This window comes from Oxalobacter paeniformigenes (genome assembly GCF_027158465.1).
GTDB classification, from domain to species: Bacteria; Pseudomonadota; Gammaproteobacteria; order Burkholderiales; family Burkholderiaceae_D; genus Oxalobacter; species Oxalobacter paeniformigenes.
In genome coordinates this window covers 607,552-623,267 of the sequence record NZ_JAMKYL010000001.1, presented here as the reverse complement: position 1 = coordinate 623,267, position 15,716 = coordinate 607,552, and the positions used below count along the sequence as shown (strand labels likewise).

General features: G+C 58.3%; 18 protein-coding genes. 6 read left to right on the top strand and 12 right to left on the bottom strand.

Going from position 1 to position 15,716, the window contains the following annotated elements; translation table 11 throughout:
• Nucleotides 1-63 precede the first annotated feature (63 nt).
• Complete coding sequence (locus NAI64_RS02835; protein ID WP_269297571.1) at nucleotides 64-483, bottom strand: GNAT family N-acetyltransferase; 420 nt, start codon at nucleotides 481-483, stop codon at nucleotides 64-66.
• Between the two features lie 89 nt (nucleotides 484-572).
• The gene (locus tag NAI64_RS02830) at nucleotides 573-995 is read right to left on the bottom strand and encodes a hypothetical protein (RefSeq protein ID WP_269297569.1); all 423 of its coding nucleotides are present in this window, start codon (nucleotides 993-995) and stop codon (nucleotides 573-575) included.
• A 9-nt stretch (nucleotides 996-1,004) separates the two neighbouring features.
• On the opposite strand from NAI64_RS02830, the gene NAI64_RS02825 reads away from it, so the two are divergent.
• Nucleotides 1,005-1,550, top strand: a complete 546-nt coding sequence (locus NAI64_RS02825) for a DNA-deoxyinosine glycosylase (protein WP_407946902.1) — start codon at nucleotides 1,005-1,007, stop codon at nucleotides 1,548-1,550.
• 113 nt (nucleotides 1,551-1,663) lie between these two features.
• On the top strand, nucleotides 1,664-2,518 hold the full coding sequence (locus NAI64_RS02820) for a fumarylacetoacetate hydrolase family protein (protein WP_269297568.1): 855 nt from the start codon (nucleotides 1,664-1,666) through the stop codon (nucleotides 2,516-2,518).
• A gap of 88 nt (nucleotides 2,519-2,606) precedes the next feature.
• Here the strand turns inward: NAI64_RS02820 and NAI64_RS02815 are convergent, their stop codons facing one another.
• A complete protein-coding gene (locus NAI64_RS02815; protein WP_269297567.1) occupies nucleotides 2,607-3,539 on the bottom strand; it encodes a universal stress protein in 933 nt (310 codons plus the stop codon).
• A 234-nt stretch (nucleotides 3,540-3,773) separates the two neighbouring features.
• On the opposite strand from NAI64_RS02815, the gene NAI64_RS02810 reads away from it, so the two are divergent.
• Together NAI64_RS02810 and NAI64_RS02805 are read left to right on the top strand one after the other, a co-directional pair.
• Nucleotides 3,774-4,271: a low molecular weight protein-tyrosine-phosphatase gene (locus NAI64_RS02810; RefSeq protein ID WP_269297565.1), complete on the top strand. Its 498-nt coding sequence runs from the start codon at nucleotides 3,774-3,776 to the stop codon at nucleotides 4,269-4,271.
• A gap of 19 nt (nucleotides 4,272-4,290) precedes the next feature.
• Nucleotides 4,291-5,571: a DUF445 domain-containing protein gene (locus NAI64_RS02805; protein ID WP_269297563.1), complete on the top strand. Its 1,281-nt coding sequence runs from the start codon at nucleotides 4,291-4,293 to the stop codon at nucleotides 5,569-5,571.
• Nucleotides 5,572-5,598: 27 nt separating this feature from the next.
• Here the strand turns inward: NAI64_RS02805 and NAI64_RS02800 are convergent, their stop codons facing one another.
• Genes NAI64_RS02800 through NAI64_RS02790 form a run of 3 tightly spaced genes read right to left on the bottom strand, consistent with a single transcriptional unit; the run spans nucleotide 5,599 to nucleotide 6,786 of the window.
• Entirely contained in the window at nucleotides 5,599-6,024 is a 426-nt protein-coding gene (locus tag NAI64_RS02800; protein WP_269297561.1) for a DUF6691 family protein, read from the bottom strand.
• 1 nt (nucleotide 6,025) lies between these two features.
• Nucleotides 6,026-6,463 carry a YeeE/YedE family protein gene (locus NAI64_RS02795; protein WP_269297559.1) on the bottom strand — a complete coding sequence of 146 codons (438 nt, stop codon included), beginning with the start codon at nucleotides 6,461-6,463 and terminating at the stop codon, nucleotides 6,026-6,028.
• Nucleotides 6,460-6,786 carry an ArsR/SmtB family transcription factor gene (locus NAI64_RS02790; protein WP_269297557.1) on the bottom strand — a complete coding sequence of 109 codons (327 nt, stop codon included), beginning with the start codon at nucleotides 6,784-6,786 and terminating at the stop codon, nucleotides 6,460-6,462. The genes NAI64_RS02795 and NAI64_RS02790 overlap by 4 nt, the downstream gene beginning before the upstream one ends.
• Before the next feature lie 234 nt (nucleotides 6,787-7,020).
• Here NAI64_RS02790 and mscL point away from each other — a divergent pair, with 234 nt between their 5' ends.
• Nucleotides 7,021-7,476 (top strand): large-conductance mechanosensitive channel protein MscL, encoded by a 456-nt coding sequence (gene mscL / locus NAI64_RS02785; protein WP_269297555.1) that lies wholly within the window; start codon nucleotides 7,021-7,023, stop codon nucleotides 7,474-7,476.
• A 42-nt stretch (nucleotides 7,477-7,518) separates the two neighbouring features.
• Here the strand turns inward: mscL and NAI64_RS02780 are convergent, their stop codons facing one another.
• The 5 genes from NAI64_RS02780 to mgtA form a co-directional block, all read right to left on the bottom strand.
• Nucleotides 7,519-8,295, bottom strand: a complete 777-nt coding sequence (locus NAI64_RS02780; protein WP_269297553.1) for a potassium channel family protein — start codon at nucleotides 8,293-8,295, stop codon at nucleotides 7,519-7,521.
• Nucleotides 8,296-8,512: 217 nt separating this feature from the next.
• Nucleotides 8,513-9,376: a sulfite exporter TauE/SafE family protein gene (locus tag NAI64_RS02775; protein WP_331282603.1), complete on the bottom strand. Its 864-nt coding sequence runs from the start codon at nucleotides 9,374-9,376 to the stop codon at nucleotides 8,513-8,515.
• A gap of 122 nt (nucleotides 9,377-9,498) precedes the next feature.
• Entirely contained in the window at nucleotides 9,499-10,938 is a 1,440-nt protein-coding gene (mdtD, locus tag NAI64_RS02770; RefSeq protein ID WP_269297549.1) for a multidrug transporter subunit MdtD, read from the bottom strand.
• Nucleotides 10,939-11,255: 317 nt separating this feature from the next.
• Complete coding sequence (locus NAI64_RS02765; protein ID WP_269297546.1) at nucleotides 11,256-11,798, bottom strand: inorganic diphosphatase; 543 nt, start codon at nucleotides 11,796-11,798, stop codon at nucleotides 11,256-11,258.
• Nucleotides 11,799-12,054: 256 nt separating this feature from the next.
• Nucleotides 12,055-14,766: a magnesium-translocating P-type ATPase gene (gene mgtA, locus NAI64_RS02760; protein WP_269297544.1), complete on the bottom strand. Its 2,712-nt coding sequence runs from the start codon at nucleotides 14,764-14,766 to the stop codon at nucleotides 12,055-12,057.
• Here mgtA and NAI64_RS02755 point away from each other — a divergent pair.
• On the top strand, nucleotides 14,765-14,935 hold the full coding sequence (locus NAI64_RS02755) for a hypothetical protein (RefSeq protein ID WP_269297543.1): 171 nt from the start codon (nucleotides 14,765-14,767) through the stop codon (nucleotides 14,933-14,935). The genes mgtA and NAI64_RS02755 overlap by 2 nt on opposite strands.
• Nucleotides 14,936-15,098: 163 nt before the next feature.
• Here NAI64_RS02755 and NAI64_RS02750 read toward each other — a convergent pair whose 3' ends face one another.
• Nucleotides 15,099-15,614: a hypothetical protein gene (locus NAI64_RS02750; protein WP_269297542.1), complete on the bottom strand. Its 516-nt coding sequence runs from the start codon at nucleotides 15,612-15,614 to the stop codon at nucleotides 15,099-15,101.
• Nucleotides 15,615-15,716: the final 102 nt, after the last annotated feature.

Genomic DNA, 15,716 nt, shown 5'->3' with positions numbered 1-15,716 from the left:
ATCTTACCTCTTTGCGCAAGCGAGAAAAAGAGCCGGTAACGCCATTTGCCGTATCCGGCGAATTCAGTCGGGGGTAAAGGAGACTTCGCCTTTGAGTACCCAGGCTCTCGGATTGTGTTCGAAGCCGATTTGCGGATAGTATTCATTGGCGCGCGGCGCGGCCAGCAACACGATTTTGCAGGTGGGCGCCATCCGGGCGCGCGTTTCCTCGATCAGGCGTTTGCCGATGCCCTGTCGCTGGTAGGCTTCGTCCACCGCGAGATCCGCCAGATAGGTGACGTAGCCGAAGTCGGTGAGGCTGCGGGCGATGCCGACGAGTTTGTCGCCGTCCCATGCGGTGACGACCAGATTGGCGTTGTCGCGCATTTGCCCGAAAATGTCGGGTCTGTCCAGAGGCCGCCGCTTGCCCAGCGTCGAACGCCGGTAAAGGTCGATCATTTCGGCCACCGTAAAGGTCGCGCCGCTTTTGTAGTGTATATCCATGGTATTGCCGTTTCTGGAAAGGTCGACGGCGGATGCCGCAATGACAGTATGACATATCCGCCGTGCTTTTGCCCTGTCGTGCCTGCGCCCTACGGCAACAGGCGATCCGTATCCGGCACGGATTGTTCATCCGTCATTTTGCCGTGGCGATCCAGCCGCCTGCGCAAAATGCCCGCCAGAATGTCGGGACTGTCGGGATGCGCCTGCATGAAACGTTCCGCCGAGGCAAAGCCCTGTCCGAGCGCCATGTCGATGCCCCGATCGACCATGTCGGCGCGTTTGCGGTTTCTTCGCGCGTTTTCTTCTCCGGTAAAATCCGTTTCCGTCGCGCTGTATCCGGTTTGCATGATGCCGCCCTGTATCTTGTTTTGTTGTCGAGCTTTCAGTATAGGAATCCCCTGTTTTCCGGTTTTGTCGCAACGCAATGTTTTCACGGTCGCGTCTGCCGCTTCCCTCTCGGCAATGGCGGTATTTGCCGATACAATGCCGGTGTCCGCCAACCTTTCGACCATACCCTGACGATGCCAGAAAAAACGTTTTCCGGTTCCGGCCGATGCGCCATGCCGCTTGCTCCCCTGAACGGGCTGGCCCCCGTGCTGTCTTCCGATATCCGCGTGATGATTCTGGGCAGCTTTCCGGGACGCGAATCGCTGGCGGCCCGCCAGTATTACGCCCATCCGCGCAACCAGTTCTGGCGGCTGCTCTCGGCCGTGCTGGGCGAGGATTTGACCGCCCTGCCCTATGAAGAACGGCTTTCGCGCCTGTTGCATCACGGTATCGGCCTGTGGGATGTGATTACGATGTGCGACCGGATCGGCAGTCTGGACGCCCGTATCAGAAACGCCGTTCCCAACGATTTCGGCCAGCTCAAAAGCGCCTGCCCGCGTCTGGAGACAGTCTGTTTCAATGGCAAGGTGGCGGGAGCGTACGCACCGCGGCTGGAAGCGGCAGGCTACCGGACGATACAGCTTCCCTCGTCGTCGCCCGCATATGCCAGCCGGACTTTCGAGGCGAAACTCTCAAGCTGGCAAGCCGCGCTGGGCGACATCGCCGCCCCGAACCGGTAGCGTTGCGGATGTCTTGCCGGATAGTGGCGGCGTTTGGGAAATGCGGGCTTTGGCGGTATGATTTTGCACGATGGCAATGACAAAACCGACGTCAATTTTCAGGAGACTACATCATGAAACTGGTTCGTTACGGAAGACCCGGCAAGGAAAAACCCGGCCTGATCGATGCCGAGGGGAAATTGCGCGATCTGTCGGGCAAGATAGATGATTTCACGGCCGATCAGCTCTCCGACCGTGCGCTGGCGAAACTGGCGAAACTCAATACCGACAGGCTCCCGCTGGTCAAGGGGCGTCCGCGTCTGGGTGTGCCGGTCGCGCATGTCGGCAAATATATCGCGATCGGCATCAACTATATCGAGCATGCCGCCGAGGCGAAGATGCGTATTCCGCGCGAGCCGATCGTGTTCATGAAGGCGGTGACCTGCCTGTGCGGCGCGAACGACAATATCATTTTGCCGAAGGATTCGAAAAAGTCGGACTGGGAAATCGAGCTGGGCGTCATCATCGGGAAAAAGGCGCAGTACGTGACGGAAGAGGAAGCACTGGATTACGTCGCCGGTTATTGTGTCGCCAACGATTTGTCCGAGCGTGAATTCCAGATCGAACGCGGCACGCAATGGGACAAGGGCAAGGGATGCGACACCTTCGGCCCGATCGGTCCATGGCTCGTCACCCGCGATGAAATCCCCGATCCGCAGAATCTGGAAGTCTGGCTGGATGTCAACGGGGAACGGATGCAGCACGGCAATACGAAGACGATGATTTTCACGGTGGCGAAAATCGTCAGCTATCTGTCGCATTTCATGACGCTGCTTCCCGGAGACGTGATCGCGACCGGTACGCCGCCCGGTGTGGGGCTGGCACGCAATCCGCAAGTGTTCCTCAAACCCGGCGACGTGGTCGTCGCCGGTGTCGAAAAGCTGGGAGAACAACGCCAGAAAGTCGTGGCCTGGCCCGGCAAGAAATAAGGGCTGAAACCAGACCGCATCCGAACCGCCGTCCGCCCCTGCCGGGGTGGACGGTTTTTTTGCGCCCTGCCCGCCGGTCGCTTGCCGGTTAGTTGCCCGACATGGCAGCCTGCATTTGTGCGGCGACGGCTGTCGGCGGTACCACCAGTATGTCGCAGTCGGTTTCGTAGATGGTGTTGCGCGAGGTGCTGCCGAGGATGAATTCCTCGATCCGGCTGCGTCCGAGCTTGCCCATGACCAGCAGGTCGGGATTTTTGGAACGGACGTGTTCCTTGATGACGGTATGCGGCACGCCGAGCTGGATGACCGATGTCACATGATTGGTGATCTTCAGGCTGGCGATGAACGCCTGCATTTCCGCGCCTGCCTTGATACGGATGTCGGAACGGAATTCATGCAGCAATCCTTGCGATACGTTGGCATAGCGCATGATGCCTTCGTTGGGAACTTCATAGGCGTGAATGAACACGATTTCCGTTTTCGGCGTCGCCAGTTCGAGTGCTTGCAAGGCCTGATAACGCGAAATTTCCGTAAAGTCGATCGCGATCATGATTTTGTCGTAGGCGCGTACCGGCTTGTTGCGCACGACCAGCACGGGCGCGGGACTGACCTGGAGCAGCTTGCCCGGCACATTGCCCAGATATTCATGGCTGTTGGGATACTCGCCATGGGCGCCGACGACGAGCAGGCCGGTCTTTCTGGCGATGGTTTCCTGCACGATCTCGGTGGCTGCCTTGCCGAAACGCACCATCGGCTCGCACTTGATCTGGTAAGTATGCTCAAGGTTTTCCGCCCGGGCTTGCAACTCGCCCGTCACGCCATCCTTGAGCGCCTTTTCGGCCAGATCGGCCGAGCTTTTCATGGCACGCGTGAGCATGTCGATGACGGACAAATCCTGAACGTTGATGATGTCCAGCCGCGCCTTTTCAAGCTGTTTGCACAGCATGGCAGCCCGGTTTTCCGCCATGGCGGCGAAATCGGACATGTCGGTTGCCACCATGATACTGTCTGCATTTTTCATGATGTTTCCCTTTCTTTCCTGTGGCGGCAAACGGGGCGGCTTGCCTGCCTGCAATTCTCCGGTACCTGCGAAAGCCCTTGTTTGCCCCCTGTTTTCCGGTACCGTTCCGACAGAAAGGCGGCGATGTCGCTTTCCATCTCGATTCACTGTCAACTATACCTTAAAATAAGGGGATATCCGGAACCATTTTCCCCCCTGCGATACAAAAAAACGCACGTTTTGAAAGGAGCGGCAGTGATACAGAATATTCTCGTGATTTGTCTTGGCAATATCTGCCGCAGTCCGATGGCCGAAGGGCTGTTGAAAAAACGTTATCCGGACAAGCAGATCGCATCGGCCGGCTTGCGGGAAATCACCGCAGGCTGGTCGGCCGATCCGTTTTCCATTCGTGTCATGCGGGAAAACGGGATCGACATCAGCCGCCACCGCGCCCGTGTGCTGACGAACGACATGCTGAAAAAGGCCGATCTGGTGCTGACGATGGAAAAGGAACAAAGCGCGATCGTCAAATACAGCTTCCCGAACTACCGTGGCAAAATCATGCGGATCGGCGAATATGGCAACTATGATGTGCCGGACCCTTATTCCAGAAACATCAATGCATTCCGTGAATCTTTTGAACTGATTTCTCAAGGTCTGGACGCCATCGACCGGCAACTCATCCAGCCTGATGCCGCTTCCGGCGCCATACCGGACGCCGCATCGGATGCGGTAACGGATACGCCACGCTAGCCTGCATGCGGATATCGGCATGAAACAGGACAACCGCCTGTTCCAGCTTCGCAAGATGAAATGGCTGGCACTGGCACTGCTGGTGGCGATGGCCGTGCTTTTCGTGGTTTCGCGTCTGTACGGGCGTACCGGCATCTGGGCATGGATCGGCGCTTTTTCCGAAGCGGCGATGATCGGCGCACTGGCTGACTGGTTCGCCGTCGTGGCGATTTTCCGTCATCCCCTGAAACTGCCGATCCCGCGCACGGCGATCATTCCCGAAAACAAGGACAAAATCGCGGAAAATCTCGCGGTATTCATCCGCGACAATTTTCTCTCGCGCGAGACGATGACCATGCGCATGCGCGACTGGGACCCCGCCCGGCGTATCGCCAACTGGCTTTCTTCGCGTGAAAACGCGGATTTCCTCGCCGACAAGGTCGTGCGGGTACTGATCGGTGCGCTGGCGTTCGTCGATGACCAGCGTGTGGGCAAGCTCATGCGCAATGCCATTTACCGCAATCTCGAAGAACTCGATCTGGGCAACCTGATCGGACAGCTTATGGATGTGCTCACGCACAACAACCAGCATCAGGCCTTGCTGGATGTGGGCTTGCGCCGGATTTCCTCGGTGCTGGATGAACCCGGTACCCGCAAGCAGCTGGCGACGGTCATCATCGAGGTATCGCGCCGCGAGTACCCCAAGCTCATCAAGATGCTGGGACTGGTGATGGATACGGAAGAATTCGGCATCCGGGTGGCCGGCACGCTGGTCGAAAGCATCCAGCTCTGGCTGCACGATATCGGACGCGACCCGAACCATCCGCGCCGCCGGCAATTCGACGAACTGGCGAGCCGTTTTATCGGGAAACTCAAAAGCGACCCGGAATATCATGCCCGTATCGAAGGCTGGAAACGCCAGTTTCTGGGAACGCCTGTCGTGGCGGAATATTTCGAGACGCTGTGGGTGCAGTTCAGGAAATGGATGCAGCGCGATGCCGCGGGCGATGATTCGGAGATGAAACACCGGCTGTCGCGCACGTTCCGGCGTTTCGGACGCTGGGTGCTGGAAAATCCCTCGATGACGGAATCCATCAATGACCAGATCGTGATGATGACGGGGGCGATGTCCGAAGAAATCCGTTCGACTGTGTCGCAACATATCGTGCTGACGGTACGCAACTGGGACAGCCGATCGATGGTGCGCGAGCTGGAATTGTCCGTCGGCAAGGATTTGCAGTTCATCCGGATCAACGGCACGCTTGTCGGCGGCATCATCGGGGTCGCGCTGCACGCGGTCGTGCTGCTCTTTCCGATGTGATGCGCGCTGCCCCTGCCCACATCCGCACTAGGATTTTTTCGCAAACAGACGGTTGAACAGGCCGTACAGTCCCATGCCCGCCAGCGTCGCCGCCATGAACACCCATGCCTGCGGCAAGCCCCCGGCGATGCCCACAAGCGCCGGCCCGGGACAGACGCCCGCCAGCCCCCAGCCGATGCCGAACAGCGAACTGCCCGCAAGCAAACGCCAGTCGATATGTTTTGCCGATGGCCATTGCATCGGTGCATCCAGCCATGAGCAGGACATTTTTTTCGCACGGGTAAAGGCGATCAGTCCGACGCCGATGGCGCCGCCCATGACAAAAGCCAGCGAGGGGTCCCAGTTTCCGGCAAAGTCCAGAAAGGCGACGACCTTGCCGGGGTCGGCCATGCCGGAGAGCAAAAGACCGGTTCCGAAAAGCACTCCTGCCACAAGCGATACGAGATAGAACATGTCAGCCCCCTGCCAGATGGCGAACGACGAATACCGTCAGCGCGCCGAATACGATGAAAAGTGTCGTCGCCACGACCGAACGGACCGACAGGCGCGACAAGCCGCACACGCCGTGTCCGCTGGTGCATCCCGATCCCAGACGGCTGCCGAAGCCGACGGCCAGGCCGGCCAGTATGAGCAGCGCCCATGAACGACCGCCGTAGTCGATGTCGGGCAGCGGGAAAAACAGGGCGTAAAGCCAGGGCGCCGCGACGATGCCCGCGATGAAGGCGATGCGCCAGAACCGCTCATGCCGGTTGCGGTTGGCAAGCCCCGCGAGAATGCCGCTGATACCGGCGATGCGCCCGTTGGCCAGAATCATCAGGGCAACGGCCAGACCGATCAGGATACCGCCTGCCAGCGATGCTCCGGGGGTGAAATGGTTCCAGTCGATCGTCATGACGGATTCTCCTGACGGCAACGGAAGTGTTTGTGCAGAATCATCATGATTTCCATGACAGGTCCGTCATTCAAATGGTAGAAAATCTGTTTGCCTTCTTTTCTCGGCACGATCAGCCCGCCCCTTCTCAGGACGCCGAGCTGTTGCGAAAGCGTCGGCTGCCGGATGCCGCACTCGGCTTCCAGCTGCCCGACATGGCATTCCCCCTGCGACAGGCGGCATAACAGTTTCAGGCGGTCGGCATTGCCCAGTTTCTTGATGAAATCGACGGCTTGCGCGGCCGATGCGTTCAGGGCATCCCATTCGGTTTCATTGGCTGACATGGCGATCTCCTCGTCATTGCGGTTAAATTATACTTTTTTATATTATATATAAAAATATAATGTTGTCCATCCCGCGTTTCGTCCGGTATTGTCGTGCCGGATTTCGTCCGTATGGACGAGGTTTGATCGTTGTCCTGCGCAAAACCGGTATTGCCTATACAATGCTTTTTATCTTCGTGTGATTCATTGCCCGTTATACCGAACGGGTCGTTTTCTTCCCTGAAAGCATCCTTTATGAAAAAAACCCTGCAGGAATTCAAGGCATTCGCCTTGCGTGGAAACGTGATCGATATGGCTGTCGGTATCATCATCGGCGGCGCGTTCGGCAAGATCGTCTCGTCGCTGGTTTCCGATGTCCTGATGCCGGTTCTCGGTCTGCTCGTCGGCGGCATCCATTTCAACAACCTGAAATTCGTCATCAAACCGGCCGTGATCGAAAGCGGCAAGACGGTTTCACCGGAAGTGGCGATCAATTACGGCAATTTCATCCAGGTCACGTTCGATTTCCTGATCATTGCCTTGTCCATTTTCATTCTCGTCAAGCTCATCAGCAAGCTGTCGTTCAAAAAGGCGGAAGAAGAAAAGGCCTCGCCGCCTCCGCCGCCTGCCGATATCGTCCTGCTGACGGAAATCCGCGATCTGCTCAGGGAAAAGAACGGCGATTCCGCCAAAAACGGCGACAAACCATGATAGATTCCCCCCTTCCGCGTTCCGGCGGCATGGGGCGTTTTCCTAGGGACGCGGGTCGCTATCGGTCGTGCCGTCGTCTTGCATGCCGGCCGTTTCCGCCGATTTCGCACCCTGTCTGGCATGGCGCACGTTCCGTCGTTTGCGATCGGCGTTTTTCACCAGATCGGTGATATAGACGGTGAAGATGGGAAAGAGCATCATGCCCAGCGCCGCCAGCACCACGGACATGACTTTGCCGGTGGTGGTCATGGCGTAAATGTTGGAACCGACGGTGGTGACGTCCATCGCGGCCCACCACAGGGCGGCACCGTAGTTGTCAACCATGGGGTTGACGGGGTGTTCGACGGCGAAGAAGATGAGGCTGGCGAAATAGACGGTCGCGCCCAGCATGGTGATGTACGACATGAACAGGCTCGATATCCGGCTGTATGTGAGCCAGCCCACGACGATGGCCAGCGCGTAGCCGCCCCGTATCATGGGAATGAACCGGATGAAGTAGTTGGCCTCGGGCGGAAAGCTTATGCCGAAATAGTCGATGATGTTGAGGTACGGTATCGAGACGATCAGAAACAGGCTGTGCGTGAAAAAATAACGTGCGCGTTTTTCGGCGAGGAACCATTCCAGAAAGAACACGAACAGGAAGAACAGGCAGATCCACCACTGTATTTCCAGATATTGCGACTGGTCCTGAAAGGCTATGTTGTTGAAAATGTCGTATGAAATGCTGACGACGAGAAACAGGGACAACACAAGTATGACGATGTGCAGAAAGTCGAGCAATCCCTGTTTGACTCGCGTAAAGGGTATGGCGTCTGGCATGGCTGATACATTCGGTCTGGGTTGCGGGAAGCCTCGCCCGACATCGGCAGGCTTGGCGGCAAAGCGGTTTCCGGATAGCGCCGGTCATGGCGAATTTTACGCTACCGGCAAATCGTGCGGTTTGTGATGGGTCACGAAACCGCCTTCACGGATATCATTCACCGTCGGAAAAACGCCCGGCGGTGAATGGCGAGTGGCCGGCAGGATGCCCTGGGTATCAGATATTGAAGAAAATCATCAGCGCGCCGGCGGCTCCCGGAAGCAGCACCATCATCCATTTGAGGAACCATCTCGGGGCATGGCGGGTGAATTTCGCGCCGACATAGGCGCCGATCATCAGGCCCAGCAGCACTTGTATGAAGAGCATGAAGTCCAGATAGCCGGAGAGCAAATAGCCGAATCCGCCGAATGTGGCGATCGGCAGGATGATGAGCATGGTGGTGCCGACCGACTGGAAGAGCGGCATGGCGAAAAAGATGAGCAGCGAAAGCTGGATGAATTGCGCCGCGCCGAACCCGAAGGTGCCGGAGAGCAGTCCGTTGCCAAGCCCTGCCAGTACCCCCAGAATCCAGAAACGGCTGCCGTCTGTGACGGGTTTCTGGCCTTCCCGTGTGTGGAACAGGGGCAGATTCGGATAGGTCAGCCGGGTATAGACGAGGACGGCCGAGGCGACGAGCATGCTGGCCGTACAGTATTTGAGTTCGGTTCCCGGCAACAGTGTCGAGATTTTGGAACCGATGAACGCGCCTGCCGCACCGGCCAGTCCGACGGTCAGGCCGACCTTGATGTTGAGGTTGCCTTCACGGAAATGGCTGAATGCGCCGGATAGTGTGGTAAAGATCATCGCGGCCAGCGAGGTGCCGACTGCGGTATGGATCGGGATATTGAATACCAGTGTCAAAACGGCGATGACGACGCCAGCGCCGCCTGCACCGACGAATCCGATCAGGGCGCCCATCGCCAGCATGGTCAGGAAAACAAGCATCTGTGTGTGTCTTTCTCCGGTGGTTTTTTCATGATTGCGAAAGATGCCGGCAAACCGTGTCTTTGCGATGCCTGCCGCCATCAGGACCGCCAGCATAACGCCGCAGGCGGCTTCGATCAATGCTCGTCGCTGTTATGGCGTTAACATGGGGCTAATGATCGAACCGGTTTTCCGTCCGGGTTGCATGCAGGTTCGCCCTGCCCTGCTTTCGGCGTCCGCTAGTGTTCCGGCGCGACGGGATCATGCGGTTTTTCGTGCGGAACCTTGCCGCTGTCGGGATTGACGTGGATGAAGATCACGGTCGATATCGCGGCCAGAAAGCCCAGACACAGGTAGGTCTTGGCGAAGGCGCCGATGACGTCCTGTCCCTGTGTGAGCGCGCCGTTGCCGGTAAAGCCGCCGAGGATGGCGGCGGCGATGGCGATGCCCATGCTCATGGACAGTTGCATGATGACGGACAACAGGCTGTTGCCGCTGCTGGCCTGCCGGTCGGAAAGATCGACGAGGGTGACGGTGTTCATGGCGGTGAACTGCATGGAGTTGATGACGCCGAACACGCTGAAGATGAGGAGCATGAGCCAGTAATTCGTATCGCGTCCGATGACGGAAAACAGGGCGATCATCGCGCCCAGCGACAGGGTGTTGACCGCGAGGATCGTGCGGTATCCGAAGCGTCTGACCAGCGGGGTGGCGACGCTTTTGGCGATGAGTGCGCCCACGGTCATGGGAATCATGGACAGCCCGGCATGCATGGGCGAGTATCCCAGTCCGACCTGCAACAGAAGCGGCGTCAGAAACGGCATGGCGCCGTTGCCCAGCCGCGCGAACAGGTTGCCGAGGATGCCGACGGCGAAGTTGCGCACGGAAAAAAGTTCGGGGGAAAACAGCGGTCTTGCCGAGGCGCGGGCGTAAAAGACGTACCCCGCCAGCGAGGCCAGCCCGAAGATGATGAGCAATATCATCGGCAGATATGCCAGATGCAGTTCGCCGATGCCTTCCAGTCCGAGGGTGACGGCGAGCATGAAGGTGGCGAAAAGCATGAAACCGGTTTTGTCGAACGGATAAAGTTCACCTCCCCGCGGGAGATACGGCATGTATTTGAGCGTCGCGACGATACCGAGAAAACCCACCGGGATGTTGATGAAGAATATCCAGTGCCATGAGGCATACTGGACGAGGAAGCCGCCGAGCGTCGGGCCGATGAGCGGGCCGATCAGTCCCGGTATGGTGATGAAGCTCATGATGGTCACAAGCTGTTCGCGGGGATAGGCGCGCAAGACGGAAAGCCGCCCGACAGGTACCATCAGCGCGCCGCCGACGCCCTGCATGACGCGGCAGGCGACGATGATTTCCAGCGTGGGCGACAGGCCGCAGGCAAGCGACCCCAGGGTGAACAGGCCGATGGCGAAGAGGAAGATTTGCCGGATGCCGAATTTGTCGGCCAGCCAGCCCGACGCGGGAATGATGACGGCCACCGTCAGCATGTAGGCGATGACGACGCTTTGCATCTGGAGCGGATTGGCGTCGAGATCCCTGGCCATGGTCGGCAGCGCGGTATTGAGTATCGTGCCGTCGAGCATTTGCATGAAAAAGGCGACGGCAACCACCCAGGGCAATATTCTGGCCGTTCTGGCGTCCAGTATCGGTTGGTCTGCCATGTGTTCCCTTGTCTGAAAAGCTGCCGCAGGCGGATGCATCCGGCAGGGTTGTCTTGAGAATCGGCGGTTTTCGTTGCGCCAGTGTACCGTATTGTGCGGCGACGGCTTTCCGGTACCATCAGGCCTGCGCGTTTTTTCACCGCCTGTCAGGGCGGGTACGAGTCGTTTTCCCTGCGGAAGCGGCCCTTTTCTGTTTAACGGTGAAAACGGGAAACGGTTTACAAAACCGCCGGCACCGCGATGTCTGCGGGGCCGGCGAATCGGCCGCGAGACGGTACAAACGGACCGGATCGCGGCATGCGAGGCTCAGTCAGCCATCATTTTTTGGAATACTGCGGAAATTCCTGCTGGTATTTGGCGATGCACGAAGCGATGATTTCTTCGGCACACTTGTGATCCTTGACGGATTCGATGAAGGTTTTCTTGCCTTCCAGCGCCTTGTACACGGAGAAGAAGTGGGACATTTCTTTCATGATGTGTTCCGGCAGCTCGCTGATGTCTTCATAGCTGTTGTAGGTCGGATCGCCATACGGCAGCGCGATGATCTTTTCGTCTTTTTCGCCACCGTCTTCCATCATGATGACGCCGATCGGGAAACAACGGACCATCGAGAGCGGGACCAGCGTTTCGGAGCACAGCAACAGCACGTCCAGCGGATCATGGTCGTCGGCGTAGGTTTTCGGAATGAAGCCGTAATTTGCCGGATAGTGGGTGGACGTGTAAAGCACACGGTCCATCATGAGCATGCCGGTTTCCTTGTCGAGTTCGTATTTGACCTTGCAGCCCTTCGGGATTTCGATGACGGCGTAAAAATCCTGTGGATTGACACGTTCTGTGGCGATGTCGTGCCAGATATTCATGTTGCAGCTCCTTTGTCGGGTTCTTCTTTTGAAAGACGCGTTAACGGAAAAAACCGGCGCACACCGGATGTTCTGTTCCGCGCGCCGGTTGTTCCTGGGTATGGCGGCCATGCCCCTTGCAGGCATCCCGCCGGAATTCCTGTTTCCGGGAAAGCCGTGCATGCGGTTTTTCCGGAAACTTGGAATTTTATCAGGTACGCCTGTTTTTTTGAACCGCCCCGCCCCTTTCGTGCATGAAAAGTCCGGATCATCGCCGTCAGAGCCATTCTCCGTATCGGCGGATATAGGCACGTCTGGCCAGTGCGACCAGTGCCATGTAGGCGGCCGCGATCAGGATGAACCAGCCATAACAGCTCCATGGCAACCGCGCCAGTCCGATCGCCTGTCCCGGCGAAGTCATCGGGATGACGCTGGCGATGACGACACCTGCCGTCGAAGCCAGCAGCACCGGCCAGGATGCCAGGTTTCTGAAAAACGCGCCTTTTTCCGTCCGGATGACATGCATGACCAGTGTCTGCGTCCACATGGATTCCACGAACCATCCGGCATGGAACACTGCGATGAAAACAGCTTGTCCGGCCATATCGAGCGTGTCGAACGGGCCGCCCGCCACGGCGGGGCAGACGATGAAATACATCAGAAGGAACGTGACGATATCGAAAACCGAGCTGACCGGCCCGATCCTGACCATGAAACGGCCGATCGAGGAAGCGTCCCACCGGCGCGGTCTGGCCAGAAAAGCCTGATCCACCCTGTCCCAGGGCATGGCGATGTTGACGGTGTCGTATATCAGGTTCAGCAGGATGATCTGGACGGCTGCCATCGGCAGAAACGGCAAAAACAGGCTGGCGGCCAGAACGGAGAACATGTTGCCGAAATTGGAGCTGGTCGTCATCTTGATGTATTTGATGAGGTTGCCGTAAATCCGGCGACCTTCGACGACGCCCTGCTCCAGCACCATCAGGTCTTTTTCCAGCAACACGACATCGGCCGATTCCCGCGCGATATCGACGGCGGAATCCACCGAAATTCCCACGTCGGAAGCTTTCATGGCGAGCGTGTCGTTGATGCCGTCGCCCAGATAGCCCACGATTTCGCCCTGTTCGCGCAGGACGGTGACGATACGCGCTTTCTGTGCGGGAGACAGTCGCGCGAATACCTGGACTTGTCCGATTTTCCGCGCCAGCGCGGCATCGTCCATCGCTTCCAGTTCGGCACCGCTCATGATCGCGGTAACGGGCATGCCGACCTGACGGCAGATGGCGCGCGTGACCCGTTCGTTGTCGCCCGTCAGGATGCGCACGCCCACGCCATGGGAAGCCAGCGCGGCCAGCGCCTGCTTCGTGCTTTCCCGCGGCGGATCGAGAAACGCCAGATAACCGGCGAAAATCATGTCCGATTCATCGGCTACCGAAAAAGACGATATATCTTCGGACGGTGTTTTCCATGCGACGGCGATGACCCGCATGCCGTCGTCGTTGAGCGCATCGACGGTTTTTCGGATCGTGTTTTCCATGGCTGCGTCCAGCGGCACGATCCGTCCATCATATTCGGCATGGCTGCAAACGGAGAGCATTTCTTCCAGAGCGCCCTTGGTGATGACGGTCTTATGACCGTCGGGACTGGCGACGACGACGCTCATGCGGCGACGCTCGAAATCGAACGGGATTTCGTCGATCTTGGCATATCCGGTCACGAGATGACGCCAGACAAACCCTTTGGCGGCTTTTTCTTCGGCCAGTTCGATGATGGAGCGATCCATCAGGTTTTTCAGGCCCGTCTGGTGAAAGCTGTTCAGAAACGCGAGCATCAGCACACGGTCGTCGCTTTGGCCATGGCAATCCAGATGACGTTCGATAATGACCTTGTCCTGCGTCAGTGTGCCGGTCTTGTCGGTGCACAATACCGTCATGGCGCCCAGATTCTGGATGGCGCCGAGGTTTTTGATGATCGTTTTTTTCCGGCTCATGACCACGGCGCCCTTGGCCAGCGAGGTCGTGACGATCATCGGCAGCATTTCCGGGGTCAGTCCGACGGCGATCGAGATGGAAAACAGGAGCGCTTCCATCCAGTCGCCCTTGGTCAGCCCGTTGATGAGAAAAACGACGGGGACCATGATGAGCATGAAACGGATCAGCAGGCCGGAGACGGCATGCAAACCTTTTTCGAAACCGGTTTTTTCCCGCCGTCCGGAAAGCGCGGCGGCCATATCGCCGAAAAGGGTGTTTTGGCCGGTGGCGACAGCCATGACGGTGGCGCTGCCGCTGACGACGGTGCTGCCCATGAAAACCAGCGCCGGGCAATCGGTAATCGCCTGATTGGGGACAATATCTTCCGTCCGTTCCGTCTTTTCGACGGGTTCGCTCTCGCCGGTCATGGCCGATTGCGAAATGAACAGGTCTTTCGCGCGCAGGATGCGGCAATCGGCCGGTACCATGTCGCCGGCGGCCAGCCGGATGATGTCGCCGGCCACGATGTCCGTGATGGGCCGTTCGCGCATGCCGTCCGGCTGCCGGATGACGGCCGCGGTGCTGGAGACCATTTTGGCCAGGCCTGCCGCGGCACGGTCGCTGCGCGCTTCCTGGATGAAACGCAGCAATCCCGACAGGAAGATCATGACCGCGATCACGCCGACGGTCATGACATCCCGCGCTCCGGGCGGCGGCAGGATGATGTCGGTGAATACCGAAATGCAACCGATGACGGCCAGAATGGCGGTAAACGGATTGACGAAAGCCTGTGCCAGACGCAGGCCGGCGGATTTGTCGCGGCCGTCGCCGATCCGGTTGTCGCCAAAGCGTGCGCGGTTTTCCAGAACGGCGGCTTCCCCGGACAATCCTGCCGGTGAGGAGCCGTATTGCCGCATCAGGTCGTCCGCGGGCATGGCGGCGGCCTGCAACAGTTTTTTTTCGATATGCATACGCAGCGTCTTGCGCGCTGCCATGGAAGTAGCGGTTTTGCCGTACATGATAGCCTCCAGTACTGGTGCACTCTGGATGGATACGATCGAAGCGAAGACCGGCCTTACGGCAAGACCGGCAAAACCTGTCGGAGGTTATCCGGGATATGTCCCGGTTTGCGGCTGGCCGTCAGACCGTATCGAACTGCAACTGTCTGAGTCCATTCTCGTTACCTGACAATAAAAAGATGATGGGAATGCCGGCGCCATGGCCGGCGGGAAAGTCCGGGGAAAAGCGCGTTCCCCGAAAGCTGGCGGCAATTTACTGGTGTCGCGAGCTGTTGTCAACCGCGCCGGCAAACTTTTTCATGCATGCCGGCGATGATGGCGAGGGCAAACGGTCAAAGCGGTGTCTTGCCGTTTCGCGAGCGCGGCAGCGGCGGGAACGACGGTTTGTACCAGTCCACTTCCGCCATGACCTGTTTGGTGATGTCGGCGTGCTTGTTGTACCCGAGGGTTTCGTCGGCGGCGACGACGGCGGCGACCTGACGGTTTTTCGACAGCCAGGAGCGGACGGCGGCGGCGACGATGTCGCCGATTTCGTTATCGAGTTTTTTCTGGTACAGCGCCAGCTGTTGCTGGTAGTTGGACTGTGCCTGTGCGATGGCGCGCAGTCCTTCAGGCGTCTGTTCGCGCCCCTGATAGGCCAGTCTGACTTCCTCGACGTTGCGATGCAGGATGTTTTTCACGGTCTTGATGTACTGGGCGGCCGCGCGTCCCGGCAGCGAGCGTTCGGCCACCACGTCCATATCGAGAACGACGACCTGCTTGCGGCCCAGACGATGCTTCTTGATAGCGCGCCATGCCAGTGGCAGCAATACGGCGGCAAGCGCCAGTATCATTCCCTTGCGTTTCATGATTTCCGTTTCCTTTCCCCAATCGGCTGACAATACGGTGCGTGCGTCAAACAGAGCATTTCCAGAGGCATTTTAATCTATTGCCGGAGAAAAAAAACGGTC

Coding starts and splice junctions, on each gene's coding strand:
- NAI64_RS02835 (WP_269297571.1), bottom strand. CDS start 483: ATGGATATACACTACAAAAGCGGCGCGACCTTTACGGTGGCCGAAATG.
- NAI64_RS02830 (WP_269297569.1), bottom strand. CDS start 995: ATGGTCGAAAGGTTGGCGGACACCGGCATTGTATCGGCAAATACCGCC.
- NAI64_RS02825 (WP_407946902.1), top strand. CDS start 1,005: ATGCCAGAAAAAACGTTTTCCGGTTCCGGCCGATGCGCCATGCCGCTT.
- NAI64_RS02820 (WP_269297568.1), top strand. CDS start 1,664: ATGAAACTGGTTCGTTACGGAAGACCCGGCAAGGAAAAACCCGGCCTG.
- NAI64_RS02815 (WP_269297567.1), bottom strand. CDS start 3,539: ATGAAAAATGCAGACAGTATCATGGTGGCAACCGACATGTCCGATTTC.
- NAI64_RS02805 (WP_269297563.1), top strand. CDS start 4,291: ATGAAACAGGACAACCGCCTGTTCCAGCTTCGCAAGATGAAATGGCTG.
- NAI64_RS02800 (WP_269297561.1), bottom strand. CDS start 6,024: ATGTTCTATCTCGTATCGCTTGTGGCAGGAGTGCTTTTCGGAACCGGT.
- NAI64_RS02795 (WP_269297559.1), bottom strand. CDS start 6,463: ATGACGATCGACTGGAACCATTTCACCCCCGGAGCATCGCTGGCAGGC.
- NAI64_RS02790 (WP_269297557.1), bottom strand. CDS start 6,786: ATGTCAGCCAATGAAACCGAATGGGATGCCCTGAACGCATCGGCCGCG.
- mscL (WP_269297555.1), top strand. CDS start 7,021: ATGAAAAAAACCCTGCAGGAATTCAAGGCATTCGCCTTGCGTGGAAAC.
- NAI64_RS02780 (WP_269297553.1), bottom strand. CDS start 8,295: ATGCCAGACGCCATACCCTTTACGCGAGTCAAACAGGGATTGCTCGAC.
- NAI64_RS02775 (WP_331282603.1), bottom strand. CDS start 9,376: ATGCTGGCGGTCCTGATGGCGGCAGGCATCGCAAAGACACGGTTTGCC.
- mdtD (WP_269297549.1), bottom strand. CDS start 10,938: ATGGCAGACCAACCGATACTGGACGCCAGAACGGCCAGAATATTGCCC.
- NAI64_RS02765 (WP_269297546.1), bottom strand. CDS start 11,798: ATGAATATCTGGCACGACATCGCCACAGAACGTGTCAATCCACAGGAT.
- NAI64_RS02755 (WP_269297543.1), top strand. CDS start 14,765: ATGATAGCCTCCAGTACTGGTGCACTCTGGATGGATACGATCGAAGCG.
- mgtA (WP_269297544.1), bottom strand. CDS start 14,766: ATGTACGGCAAAACCGCTACTTCCATGGCAGCGCGCAAGACGCTGCGT.
- NAI64_RS02750 (WP_269297542.1), bottom strand. CDS start 15,614: ATGAAACGCAAGGGAATGATACTGGCGCTTGCCGCCGTATTGCTGCCA.